Annotated in this window: 10 protein-coding genes; 8 read left to right on the forward strand and 2 right to left on the reverse strand. The window is 60.5% G+C overall.

The features are described from left to right. The first annotated feature begins 140 nt into the window (after window positions 1–140). The 8 genes from E0F99_RS15025 (at window position 141) to cobA (ending at window position 11,525) form a co-directional block, all read left to right on the forward strand. Window positions 141–1,367, forward strand: coding sequence for a CmpA/NrtA family ABC transporter substrate-binding protein (locus E0F99_RS15025; protein WP_083357334.1), 1,227 nt, complete (start codon window positions 141–143; stop codon window positions 1,365–1,367). A 13-nt stretch (window positions 1,368–1,380) separates the two neighbouring features. Then, window positions 1,381–1,956: an ANTAR domain-containing response regulator gene (locus tag E0F99_RS15030; RefSeq protein ID WP_083357333.1), complete on the forward strand. Its 576-nt coding sequence runs from the start codon at window positions 1,381–1,383 to the stop codon at window positions 1,954–1,956. A 210-nt stretch (window positions 1,957–2,166) separates the two neighbouring features. After that, the gene (locus tag E0F99_RS15035) at window positions 2,167–3,378 is read left to right on the forward strand and encodes a nitrate/nitrite transporter (RefSeq protein WP_083357332.1); all 1,212 of its coding nucleotides are present in this window, start codon (window positions 2,167–2,169) and stop codon (window positions 3,376–3,378) included. Then, complete coding sequence (locus E0F99_RS15040; protein ID WP_083357331.1) at window positions 3,378–5,048, forward strand: bifunctional protein-serine/threonine kinase/phosphatase; 1,671 nt, start codon at window positions 3,378–3,380, stop codon at window positions 5,046–5,048. Before E0F99_RS15035 ends, E0F99_RS15040 begins: the two co-directional genes overlap by 1 nt. Before the next feature lie 233 nt (window positions 5,049–5,281). After that, entirely contained in the window at window positions 5,282–7,750 is a 2,469-nt protein-coding gene (nirB, locus tag E0F99_RS15045; protein ID WP_083357330.1) for a nitrite reductase large subunit NirB, read from the forward strand. Further along, the gene (gene nirD / locus E0F99_RS15050; protein ID WP_083357329.1) at window positions 7,747–8,064 is read left to right on the forward strand and encodes a nitrite reductase small subunit NirD; all 318 of its coding nucleotides are present in this window, start codon (window positions 7,747–7,749) and stop codon (window positions 8,062–8,064) included. Before nirB ends, nirD begins: the two co-directional genes overlap by 4 nt. Beyond that, window positions 8,064–10,772, forward strand: coding sequence for a nitrate reductase (locus E0F99_RS15055; RefSeq protein WP_083357328.1), 2,709 nt, complete (start codon window positions 8,064–8,066; stop codon window positions 10,770–10,772). Before nirD ends, E0F99_RS15055 begins: the two co-directional genes overlap by 1 nt. Before the next feature lie 9 nt (window positions 10,773–10,781). Next, window positions 10,782–11,525: a uroporphyrinogen-III C-methyltransferase gene (cobA, locus tag E0F99_RS15060; protein WP_083357327.1), complete on the forward strand. Its 744-nt coding sequence runs from the start codon at window positions 10,782–10,784 to the stop codon at window positions 11,523–11,525. Window positions 11,526–11,585: 60 nt separating this feature from the next. On the opposite strand, the gene E0F99_RS15065 is transcribed toward cobA, so the two are convergent. Together E0F99_RS15065 and sigX are read right to left on the reverse strand one after the other, a co-directional pair. Then, complete coding sequence (locus E0F99_RS15065; protein WP_083357326.1) at window positions 11,586–12,566, reverse strand: OmpA family protein; 981 nt, start codon at window positions 12,564–12,566, stop codon at window positions 11,586–11,588. A 107-nt stretch (window positions 12,567–12,673) separates the two neighbouring features. Beyond that, window positions 12,674–13,264 (reverse strand): RNA polymerase sigma factor SigX, encoded by a 591-nt coding sequence (sigX, locus tag E0F99_RS15070; RefSeq protein ID WP_083357325.1) that lies wholly within the window; start codon window positions 13,262–13,264, stop codon window positions 12,674–12,676. Window positions 13,265–13,274: the final 10 nt, after the last annotated feature.

Genomic DNA, 13,274 nt, shown 5'->3' on the forward strand with positions numbered 1-13,274 from the left:
ATGTGCTTTGCTAAGGACTCTGCATGAAAGCCCCTCCAACGTCGGAGCAGGCTTACGGACAAAGGCGTCGTTACCCTGCAATGGCTTGTATTGCCATGCGAGGGAGCGGCGCTTTTTTTTGAAAGAAAAGGTAGGTGTTGATGAACGATTCGGTCGGCAACAGCGCTGTGAATAATGCGCTGGCCTGGGTAAACGGCAGTGACGCCCCGGAAAAGAGCAGCCTCGACCTGGGTTTCATGGCGCTGACCGATTGCGCCTCGCTGGTGGTCGCCGCCACCCAGGGCTTCGCGCAACCCTATGGCCTGACACTCAACCTCAAGCGCCAATCGTCGTGGGCCAACCTGCGCGACAAACTGGTCAGTGGTGAGCTGGACGCCGCTCACAGCCTGTATGGGCTGATCTATGCCGTGCACCTGGGCATCGGCGGAGTTGCGCCGACCGAGATGGCGGTGCTGATGGGGCTCAACCAGAACGGCCAGAGCATCAACCTGTCACACGGTTTGCAGCAGCAAGGGGTGACCACTCCTGAGGCATTGGATCGTCACGTGCACCAAAGCCAAACAAAACTGACGTTCGCTCAGACCTTTCCCACAGGCACCCACGCCATGTGGCTGTATTACTGGCTGGCGAGCCAGGGCATTCATCCGTTGCTGGACGTCGACAGCGTGGTGGTGCCGCCGCCGCAGATGGTCGCGCACCTGCAGGCCGGGCGCATCGACGGCTTTTGTGTCGGCGAACCCTGGTGTGCCAGCGCGGTAAAACAAAACCTGGGATTCACGCTGGCGACCACCCAGGCAATCTGGCCGAATCATCCGGAAAAGGTTCTAGGCTGCACCCAGGCCTTCGTCGACCACTACCCGAATACCGCCCGCGTGCTGGTGATGGCGATTCTCGAAGCCAGCCGTTTTATCGAAGAAAGCCAGGAAAACCGCCGCTCTACCGCGCAATTACTCAGCGCCCGCGACTACCTTGATGCGCCGCTGGACTGTATCGAACCACGGCTACTGGGCGCTTATGACGACGGCCTCGGCAACCACTGGCAAGACCCGCATGCCTTGCGGTTTTTTGCCGGTGGCGAGGTGAACCTGCCCTACCTGTGCGACGGTATGTGGTTCATGACCCAGTTCCGGCGCTGGGGCCTGCTGCGCGAAGACCCGGACTACCTGGGCGTGGCCCGTAAGGTGCAGCAATTGGATCTGTATCGCCAAGCGGCCGCCGCCGTCGGCGTGCCGGCAAACGCCCAGGACATGCGCAGCAGCCAACTTATCGACGGCAAAATCTGGGATGGCGCTGACCCCGCTGCCTACGCCCGCAGCTTCCGTTTGCACGCCATGGCGGACCCTTGCAACCGCCAAGCGCTGCGTTGACAGGACGACCACTATGTTGCGAATCCTGTTGATCAACGATACTCCGCGCAAAGTCGGGCGCCTCAAGGCCGCGCTGATCGAAGCCGGATTCGAGGTGATCGATGAGTCAGGTCTGACCATCGACTTGCCCGCGCGCGTCGAAACGGTGCGCCCCGATGTAATCCTGATCGATACCGAGTCGCCCGGCCGCGACGTCATGGAGCAAGTGGTGCTGGTCAGCCGCGACCAACCGCGGCCGATCGTGATGTTTACCGACGAGCACGACCCGAACGTGATGCGCCAGGCGATCAAGTCCGGGGTCAGCGCCTACATCGTCGAAGGCATCCAGGCCCAGCGCCTGCAGCCGATCCTGGACGTGGCCATGGCCCGTTTTGAAAGCGATCAGGCCCTGCGCGCCCAGCTGCAGGCCCGTGACCAGCAGTTGGCCGAGCGCAAACGCATCGAGCTGGCCAAGGGCATGCTGATGAAAATGAAGCACTGCAATGAAGAAGAGGCCTACACGCTGATGCGCCGCCAGGCCATGAGTCGCCAGCAGAAACTGATCCAGGTGGCGGAACAGATCATCGCCATGAGCGAGTTGCTCGGCTGATCTGGCGCAGCTCTTGCTAAGCAATCATCACAGGTAACCAACGGCGGTTGCCCCTTCTACGACAAAGACGTCGCCCACCCGGTTTGCACCCGCAAACCGGGTGGCGACGTTTTTTCGTTTTGGCCCCTGAGCAGGGGCCGATGGGGCTGCCCTCACCGGCGGTTCCATCACCAGGCCTTCTTTTAAGACTCCCAACCGTTGAGGTGCGTGATGAAATCAAGCTTCTGGAAATCCGGGCACACCCCGACCCTGTTTGCCGCGTTCCTGTATTTCGACCTGAGCTTCATGGTTTGGTACCTGCTGGGCCCACTGGCGGTACAGATCGCCGCCGACCTGCACCTGACCACTCAACAACGCGGCCTGGTGGTGGCCACGCCAATCCTGGCCGGCGCCGTGCTGCGCTTTCTAATGGGCATGCTGGCTGACAAACTGTCGCCCAAGACCGCCGGGCTGATTGGCCAGGTGATTGTGATCGCAGCGTTATTCGGCGCCTGGAAACTCGGCATCCACAGCTACGAGCAGGCCCTCCTGTTGGGCCTGTTCCTGGGCATGGCCGGTGCGTCTTTTGCGGTCGCGCTGCCGTTGGCATCCCAGTGGTATCCCGCTGAACACCAAGGCAAGGCCATGGGTATCGCCGGTGCCGGGAACTCCGGAACGGTGTTTGCCGCCTTGCTGGCACCGGTACTGGCCGCCGCGTTTGGCTGGAGCAATGTGTTCGGCTTTGCGCTGATTCCATTGGTCATCACCTTGGTCGTTTTCGTCTGGCTGGCGCGCAATGCGCCTGAACGCCCGAAAGCCAAATCCATGGCCGACTACTTCAAAGCCCTGGGCGACCGCGACAGCTGGTGGTTCATGTTCTTCTACAGCGTGACCTTCGGCGGCTTTATCGGCCTGGCCAGCGCCCTGCCCGGCTATTTCAACGACCAATACGGCTTGAGCCCGGTAACCGCCGGCTACTACACCGCCGCCTGTGTGTTTAGCGGCAGCCTGATGCGCCCGTTGGGGGGCGCCCTGGCCGACCGTTTCGGCGGCATACGGACCCTGCTCGGCATGTACAGCGTGGCGGCAATCTGCATCGCGGCCGTGGGTTTCAACCTGCCAAGTTCCTATGCTGCCTTGGCACTTTTCGTTTGCACCATGCTCGGCCTCGGCGCCGGTAATGGCGCTGTGTTCCAACTGGTGCCCCAGCGCTTTCGCCGCGAGATAGGCGTGATGACCGGCCTGATCGGCATGGCCGGCGGCATCGGCGGCTTCGCCCTCGCGGCAGGCATGGGCGCGATCAAACAAAGCACCGGCAGCTATCAGATGGCCCTATGGTTGTTCGCCAGCCTTGGTGTGCTGGCCTGGTTTGGCCTGCACGGCGTCAAGCGGCGCTGGAGAACCACCTGGGGTTCGGCCGCCGTGACCGCCGCACGCGTCTGATGAGCCTGCAACTGAGCGTCGCCCAGGCCAGTGCGATCGGCCCCCGGGGGCAAAATCAGGATGCGCTGCGGGTGGTCACACCCGTGGCGGAGCTGGCGGCAAGCAAGGGTTATTTGTGCGCGATTGCCGACGGCGTCAGCCAATGCGCTGACGGTGGCCTGGCAGCCCGCTCGACATTGCAGGCGCTGGCCCTGGACTACTACGCCACGCCGCAGACCTGGGGCGTGGCCCAGGCATTGGAGCGTTTATTACTGGCGCAGAACCGCTGGCTGCAGGCCAACGGCGGTGGCCAGCCCTTGCTCACCACCCTCAGCGCTTTGGTGTTTCGCGGCCAACGTTTCACCCTGGCCCACGTCGGCGATTGCCGAGTGTATCGCTGGCTGAACGGCGAGCTGCAGCGCATCACTGAAGACCACGTGTGGGAGCAACCGGGCATGCAGCATGTGCTCAAGCGCGCCCTCGGCCTGGATCAACATTTGGTGCTGGATTTTCTCGACGGTGAACTGCGCGAGGGCGAGTGCTTCCTGCTGCTCAGCGATGGCGTATGGGCCACCTTGGGTGATCACAGCATCAGCGCGATCCTGCGCGAGCAACCCGACCTTGATGTGGCGGTCAACACGCTGGTCAATGCTGCCCACCTGGCTGCCAGCCAGGACAACGCCAGCGCGCTGCTGGTGCGTATCGACCGACTCGGCGCCGCCACCCTTGGCGATGCGCTGGTGCAGTTGCAGCAATGGCCGCTGCCACCGCCGCTGAAAGCCGGGCAACGCTTTGAAGGCTGGCAGGTGGAAAGCCTGCTGGCACACAGTCGACAGTCGTTGCTGTACCGCGTGCGCGATGCCCAGCAGCAACCCTGGCTGCTGAAAACCCTGCCGCTCAACCACGACGATGACAGCGATGCCGGCCAAGCCTTGCTCTCGGAAGAATGGTTTCTGCGCCGGGTTGCCGGGCGGGCGTTTCCTGAAGTCCATGCCGCCAGTGGGCGTCAGCATTTGTACTACGTGATGCGTGAATATCCGGGGCAAACCCTTGCGCAGCGGGTCCTGCAACAAGGCCCACTGCCGCTGGCGCAATGGCAGTCCATCGCTGAGCGCCTGCTACGCGCTATCGGCATGCTGCATCGACGGCAGATCCTGCACCGCGATATCAAACCGGAAAACCTGCTGCTGGGCGACGATGGCGAACTGCGCGTGCTGGATTTCGGCCTGGCCTACTGCCCGGGGCTTTCCGAAGACCGTGCGCATTTACTGCCCGGCACCCCGAGTTTTATTGCGCCGGAGGCGTTTGGCGGTGAGCGTCCTGCGCCGCAACAGGATTTGTACAGCGTCGGCGTCACGCTCTATTACCTGCTGACCGGGCATTACCCCTACGGCGAAATCGAAGCCTTCCAACGGCCGCGTTTCGCCCACCCCGTCAGCGCCAGCCGTTACCGCCCCGACCTGCCGGATTGGTTACCGCTCAGCCTGGAGCGTGCCGTGGCGGCGCAGCCCGCACAACGCTATGAAACTGCCGAAGAGTGGCTGCTGGTGCTGGAGCAGGCCGACCGCCGCGAACTGAGCGTGCGGCCGCGACCGTTGCTGGAGCGCGAACCGCTGAAGGTCTGGCAAACCCTGGCAGCGGTCTCGCTGTTGATCAATCTGGTGCTGCTGTTCTGGTTTCTGCACCACTAGAGGGCGACTTCCCACACGATTTGGATGCCAACCCCACTAAACCCGGCGCCTGGCTACTTGGCACAGCCACTGCATTACTTTCATCAACACCCCACATATAGCCGCCCCTTCAACGTCGAAGGGGCGAGCTTCCCGAGAGAACGGGACCAGGACAAAGGCGTCCTCGCTAGATCACTAGCGGGGACGCCTTTTTTTGTTTGCGCGTGATTGGTCGAGCCATTGCGGAGAACGACATGAAAAAACTCAAACTGGTGATGATCGGCAACGGCATGGCCGGGGTTCGCACCCTTGAAGAATTGCTCAAGCTGAGCAGCGACCTGTACGACATCACCGTGTTCGGTGCCGAACCGCACACCAACTACAACCGCATCCTGCTGTCGCCGGTGCTGGCCGGTGAGCAGACCTTCGAAGAGATCGTACTCAACGATCTTGACTGGTACCTGGATAACCACATCAAGCTGTTGCTCAACCGCAAAGTGGTGCAGATCGACCGCGTCAAACGCATCGTCATTGCCGAAGACGGCACCGAGGCCGAATACGATCGACTGCTGATCGCCACCGGCTCGACGCCATTTATCCTGCCGATCCCCGGCAACACGCTGCAGGGCGTGATCGGCTACCGCGACATCGCCGACACCCAGGCCATGATCGACACCGCCAAGACCCACACGCACGCGGTGGTCATCGGTGGCGGCCTGCTCGGCCTGGAAGCCGCGAACGGCCTGATGTTGCGCGGCATGCACGTGACCGTGGTGCATATTGGCGAATGGCTGCTGGAGCGCCAACTGGACAAAACCAGCGGCCAGTTGCTGCAAACCGAGCTGCAAAGCCGTGGCCTGGTGTTTCGCCTGTGCGAACAGACCCAGGCCCTGCATGATGCCGGCAATGGCCGCGTCGGCTCGGTGCAATTTAAGAACGGCGACATCATCCCGGCGGATTTGGTGGTAATGGCTGCCGGCATTCGCCCTAACACCGAACTCGCGGAAAAATCCGGCATCCCGTGCAACCGTGGGATTCTGGTCAACGACACCCTGCAAACCTACGATCCGCGCATTTATGCCATCGGCGAATGTGCCAGCCATCGTGGCATTGCTTATGGCTTGGTCGCGCCGCTGTTCGAACAGGCCAAAGTCTGCGCCAACCACCTGGCCCAGCTGGGTTTTGCCACCTACAAAGGCTCGGTCACTTCGACCAAGCTGAAGGTGACCGGTATCGACCTGTTCTCTGCCGGCGACTTCATGGGCGGCGAAGGTACCGAGACCATCACCCTCTCCGACCCGATTGGCGGCGTGTACAAAAAACTGGTGATCAAGGACGACATCCTGGTCGGCGCCTGCCTGTACGGCGACACCGCAGACGGCGGTTGGTACTTGCGCCAGATCCGTGAGAACCACGCGATTGGTGAGATCCGCGATCACTTGATGTTCGGCGGCTCTTCTCTAATGGAGCATGCGTTAGGCGACGTAGGCCATCAGGGCCAAGACAAGGCCATGAGCATGGCCGACAACGCCGAAGTCTGCGGTTGCAACGGCGTGTGCAAAGGCACCCTCGTCAAGGCGATCCAGGAACACGGGCTGTTCAGCGTTGACGAGGTGAAGAAGCACACCAAGGCCGCCAGCTCCTGCGGCTCTTGCGCCGGGCTGGTGGAACAGATCCTGATCAACACCGTGGGCGGTGCCGCCGACGTCAAACCGAAGAGCGAAAAGGCTATCTGCGGTTGCAGCGACTTCAACCACGGGCAAATCCGCCAAGCCATCCGCGAGCAGCATTTGCTGACCATCGCCGGCACCATGAGTTACCTGAACTGGCGCACGCCCAACGGCTGCGCCACCTGCCGCCCAGCCCTTAACTATTACCTGATCTCCACGTGGCCTGGCGAAGCCAAGGACGACCCGCAATCACGCCTGATTAATGAACGCGCCCACGCCAATATTCAAAAAGACGGCACCTACTCTGTAATCCCGCGGATGTGGGGCGGTGTGACCAATCCATCGGAACTGCGACGCATCGCCGACGTGGCTGACAAGTACAACGTGCCGATGGTTAAAGTGACCGGCGGCCAGCGCATCGACCTGCTGGGTATCAAGAAGCAGGATTTGCCGGGCGTGTGGAAAGACCTCGACATGCCTTCCGGCCACGCCTACGGCAAATCCATCCGCACCGTGAAGACCTGCGTCGGCAGCGAGTTCTGCCGCTTCGGCACACAGAATTCGACGCAGTTGGGCATCGAACTGGAGCATGACCTGTTCAATATGTGGTCGCCACACAAGGTCAAGCTGGCGGTGTCCGGTTGCCCACGCAACTGCTCGGAAGCGGGCATCAAAGACGTGGGAATCATCGGCGTGGATTCCGGCTGGGAGATGTACATCGGCGGCAACGGCGGGATCAAAACTGAAGTCGCGGTGTTCTTCGTCAAGCTCAAAACTGCCGAAGAAGTGCGCGAATACAACGGCGCCTTCCTACAGCTGTACCGCGAAGAGGCCTTCTACCTTGAACGCACCGTGCACTACCTGCAGCGGGTGGGCATGGCGCACATCAAGAAGGCCGTCTTGGAAGACCCGGCTCGACGCCAGGCTCTTAACGAGCGCCTGCAATTCTCACTGTCATTCGAACAAGACCCTTGGAAGGAGCGCCTGGAGCAGCCGTTGCTGAAAAAGGAATTCGAGGTCATCCCCGTCAAACAGCTGGAGGTGCCGGTATGAACTGGTTGGATATCTGCGCCCTCGAAGAAATTAACACCCTGGGCTCGCGCATCATCCATGGGCCCAAAGGTCATATCGCGATTTTTCGTACCAGTGACGACGAAGTGTTCGCCCTCGATGACCGCTGCCCGCACAAGGGCGGCCCACTGTCCCAAGGCTTGATCTACGGCAAGCGCGTGGCCTGCCCGCTGCACAACTGGCAGATCGATTTGGCCTCCGGCGAAGCCCAGGCGCCGGACATCGGCTGCGCCCATCATCACCCGGCCCGCGTGGAAAACGGCCGGGTCATGCTCGCCCTGCGGGACGCCGGTTGATGAACCGCCAGACCACCGCGTCCACCTGCTGTTATTGCGGAGTGGGTTGCGGCGTGCTGATCGAGCATGACGGCACGCAGATCCTGGGGGTGCAAGGCGACCCAAGCCACCCGGCAAACTTCGGCAAGTTGTGCAGCAAGGGCGCCAGCCTGCACCTGACCGGCGACTTGAGCGCCCGCGCCTTGTACCCGGAACTGCGCCTGGGCAAAGGCTTGGCGCGCGCGCGCACCGACTGGGACACCGCCCTGGAGCACGCGGCCAATGTATTCGCCGACACCATCGCCGAGCACGGGCCGGACAGCGTGGCGTTCTACATCTCCGGGCAATTGCTGACCGAGGACTATTACAGCTTCAACAAGCTGGCCCGTGCATTGGTCGGCACCAATAACATCGATAGCAACTCACGGCTGTGCATGTCTTCGGCGGTGGTCGGCTACAAGCGCAGCCTGGGTGCCGACGCGCCGCCGTGCAGTTATGAAGACCTGGAAGCCAGCGACTGCGTGATGATCGTCGGCAGCAATATGGCCTACGCCCACCCGGTATTGTTCCGACGCTTGGAGGAAGCCAAAGCCCGGCACCCACAGATGAAAGTGCTGGTGATCGACCCGCGGCGCACCGATACCTGCGACTTGGCTGACCTGCACCTGGCCATCCTGCCGGGGACGGATGTGGCTTTGTTTCATGGGATTTTGCATCTGTTGCTATGGGAAGACTGGATCGACCGTGACTTTATCCAGGCGCACACCGATGGGTTAGTCGAGTTGAAACGGCTGGTGCACGACTACACACCGCAGATGGTCACCCAGCTGTGCGGGATCAGCGTTGAGCAACTGCGCCTGTGCGCGGCATGGGTCGGCACCTCGGCGAGCTTTTTATCGCTATGGTGCATGGGGCTTAACCAGTCCACCGCAGGCAGCGCAAAGAACAGCGCCTTGATTAACCTGCACCTGGCCACCGGCACCATTGGCCGCCCCGGGTGTGGACCGTTTTCGCTGACCGGCCAGCCGAATGCCATGGGTGGCCGCGAGACCGGCAGCCTGTCGAATTTGCTGCCAGGCCATCGCGAGGCTGCCAACCCTGAACATCGGGCCGAAGTGGCGGCGTATTGGGGGGTTGAGCAACTGCCAGCCAGCACTGGGCTGACAGCCATCGAACTGTTTGAACAGGTGCAGGCCGGCAGGATCAAGGCCTTGTGGATCGCCTGCACCAACCCCGCCCAATCCCTGCCCGACCAGAACAGCGTGCGCCAGGCCTTGGAGACATGCCCGTTCGTGGTGTTACAGGAGGCTTTTCGCACAACCGAGACAGCTCGTTTCGCGGATCTGTTGCTGCCAGCGGCCAGTTGGGGCGAGAAAGAAGGCACGGTGACTAATTCTGAACGGCGCATTTCCCACGTCCGACAAGCCATCGCCCCACCCGGAGAAGCGCGCCCGGACTGGGCGATCACGGTGGATTTTGCTCAGCGCCTGGAGCAACGTCTTTGTCCCGGAAAACCGAGTCTTTTTGCCTTTAAGCAACCCTCGCAGATCTTTGAAGAGTACAAGGTGCTGACCCGCAACCGCGACCTTGACCTGTCCGGCATCAGCCACGCCTTGCTCGACCAGATCGGACCGCAGCAATGGCCGTTTCCCGAAAGCGCACATTCTGGCACTCCGCGTCTGTACACCGATGGGGTGTTCCCAACCGAGAGCGGCCGCGCGCAGTTTATCGCCGACCCCTACCGCGCCGCCAAGGAGCAGCGTGACGCACGCTTCCCGCTGACCCTGATCACCGGGCGCCTGCGCGATCAATGGCACGGCATGAGCCGCACAGGTACTGCAGCGCAGTTATTTGGCCACGTGAGCGAGGCGTTGTTGAGCCTGCATCCGGATGAATTGCGCCGCCATCGCTTCAAAGAAGGTGATCTGGTCAACCTGAAAAGCCGTCGCGGCAGCGTGATCGTCGCTGTTAACAGTGATGACAGCGTACGCCCGGGCCAGGCGTTTCTGCCGATGCATTGGGGCGATCGCTTTCTCAAGGGCGGCGTAAATACCCTGACCCAGCCGGCGTTCGACCCTTTGTCGAAACAGCCGGAACTCAAACACAGCGGCGTACGCCTGGAAGCGGTGCAATTGCCGTGGCAATTGTTTGCGTTGATCGAGGGCGATGTGCAGCAACACATTGAAGCCCTGCGCCCACTGTGTGAGGGCTTTGCCTACGTCAGCCTGAGCCTGGCTGGGCGCGAACGTCCAGCGCTGCTGGTTCGCGCCGCACATACCGAGGCGCCGGGTCTGCAACTGCTGACTCGCATCGACGAACTGCTGGGCCTCAACGACGGCCCTGTCATGGCGTATGACGACCCGCGCCGCTCGATTGGCAAGCGCGTGAAAATCGAAAAAGGCCGGATTACCGCGCTACGCCTGGCTGGCGAAACCCTGGCCCGACATTGGCTGCAAAGCCTGTGGCTGGAAGGTCGTACCGACGATCAGTTGCGGCGTTGGTTATTGGCGCCACTCAGTGCGCCACCGGGCGGTGCGCCCGCCGGCGGCAAGACCCTGTGCAACTGCAAAAACGTCAGCGAGAACGCGGTGTGCGCCGGCATAGCCCGTGGCCTGGACCTCAATGAGCTCAAGCAAGAACTGGGCTGCGGCACTCAATGCGGCTCCTGTGTACCGGAAATCAAACGTCTTTTGGCCAGCCGTCCGCAGCCAATTGCAATCAATGTGTGAGGGAAAAACATGAACGCAAAAGTCTGGTTGGTGGGCGCAGGGCCAGGTGATCCGGAGCTGTTGACCCTCAAGGCAGTGCGAGCCCTGCAGAAGGCCGATGTGGTACTGATTGATGACCTGGTCAACCCGGCAGTACTGGAACACTGCATTGACGCGCGTGTGATCACCGTTGGCAAGCGCGGTGGTTGCCGCTCAACGCCCCAGGACTTCATCCACCGTTTGATCCTGCGTTATGCACGACAAGGCAAGTGCGTGGTGCGGCTTAAAGGCGGCGACCCTTGTATTTTCGGCCGGGGCGGCGAAGAAGCGATGTGGCTGCGCGAACGCGGAGTGGAGGTGGCGCTGGTCAACGGCATAACCGCTGGCCTGGCGGGTGCAACGAATTGCGATATTCCACTGACGTTGCGCGGTATCAGCCGAGGCGTAACGCTGGTCACTGCACATACTCAGGACGACAGCAGCCTTAACTGGTGTGCACTGGCCGAGGGCGGGACGACGTTGGTGGTGTACATGGGGGTGGCGAAGCTTGAAGAGATTCGTCAGCAACTGCTGGATGGCGGAATGGCTAAGGATATGCCGGTGGCAATGATCGAAAATGCGTCGCTCCCCCAGCAACGGGAATGCCGCAGTGATTTGGCGCATATGCATGCGGATGCGCAGGCCTTTGCCTTGAAGAGCCCGGCGATTCTGGTGATCGGTCGTGTTGCCGCCACTGATCAGGCGGCCTACGTTACGGTCTCAGCCAGCGCCTGAGGCAAATTTCAGGCGAAAAAAAGCCCGGCCTAAGCCGGGCTTTTTTCTACCACTCAGTAATTACTGAGCTTGAGCTTCAACCGACGCTTCTACGCGACGGTTAACAGCGCGACCAGCTTCAGTTGCGTTATCAGCAACTGGGCGGGATTCGCCGTAACCTACCGCGGTGATGCGGCTAGGCTGAACGCCGTCTTTAACCAGGACTTGCTTAACAGCGTCAGCACGACGCTGGGACAGCTTCTGGTTGTAGGCGTCTGGACCGATGGAGTCAGTGTGACCAGCAACTTCTACGTTGGTAGCTGGGTACTGAGCCATGAAGTCGGCCAGGTTTTTCACGTCGCCGTAGCTGTTAGGCTTAACAACCGACTTGTCGAAGTCGAACTTAACGTCCAGCTCAACACGAACAACCTGAGCAACCGGAGCTTCTGGCTCTGGAACTGGCTCTGGAGCTGGTGCTGGAGTAGGAGCTGGAGCTACTGCGCCAGCGTTACCGCCGAAGTTCACACCCAGGCCGACCAGTGCGGAGTAATCCCACTTGCCGTTGTCCAGGTTGTAGTCAGACTCAACACCGGCACGTGCGAACAGGTTGTTGGTGAAGTAGTACTTCACACCAGCGCCAGCGATAGCCAGGGTCGACTGGTCGCGACCGCTGTGGCCGTCGGCTTTAACGTTGGTACGGCTCTGGTGACCGAAACCACCTTCTACGTACGGACGCAGAGAATCAACACCGGCCTGACCGAAGTGGTACTGAGCAGTCACGCTGCCAGTGTCACCTTTGATCTTCTGGTTACCAGTACCGTCGTTCGAACGGGTGTGGTTGGTGGTGTCGTAGTTCAGGTTAACCGACACGTCGTCGGTAATGAAGTAACCGATGCTGGCGCCAGGGTTGTAGCCGTCTTCGATGTGCTTGACGCTATCGTTGAACTGCTTTTTGTAGAACAGCTGGCCTTCAACTGCGCCTTGGCCTTGTGCCAGTGCGCCGAAAGAAGTAGCGGCAATAAGAGTACCAATGGCCAAGCCCAAGGTGTTTTTCAGTTTCATCCGTTAAATCCCCATCTGGTGATTGTAAAGCAGTCCCACAAACCGGGGGACAACTCGGCGGCAAGTCTAACAGAACTTGCCTACACGTAAGAGATATTTGCCACGCACTAAGTTTCAGTCTCGCCCGCAAATTTCTCACGTAATTTATCAAGAGCACGTTTGTAACGCATTTTTGTAGCACTCAAACCCATGTGCATGATGTCAGCAATTTCCTGAAACTCGAGCTCTGCGACAAATCGTAGCACCAGAATTTCACGGTCAATTGGATTCACATGCACCAACCAGCGATCGAGTCCGCCCTTCTCCTCGGGTGTCGGCGCCTTTTCTTCAGACGCTTCCTCAAGGGGGTCCAGACTCAACGCGTCCATCAAGCGACGCTTGCGCCGTTCCTTCCGATACTGCGTGATGCACTCGTTGTACGTGATGCTGTATAGCCACGTTTTGAACTTCGATTTGCCCTCAAAGTTCTTCAGACCGTACAGCACCTTTAGCATCACTTCCTGACAGACATCATCCGCATCTCTATCGTTCCCTAAATACCTTGAACAAACGTTGAACAGAGTGCGTTGATATCTGCGCATCAATTCTTCGTACGCGCGTGTAACGTGAAACAGCTCCGTGTGCGCGCGCGCGACCAGCTCCTCATCAGAGAGCTCACGGGGGTCATAGCGCGTGGACAGCGTTTGGGCTTTATTCAAAACAAGGCGT

Source organism: Pseudomonas antarctica, assembly GCF_900624995.1.
GTDB classification, from domain to species: domain Bacteria; phylum Pseudomonadota; class Gammaproteobacteria; order Pseudomonadales; family Pseudomonadaceae; genus Aquipseudomonas; species Aquipseudomonas antarctica.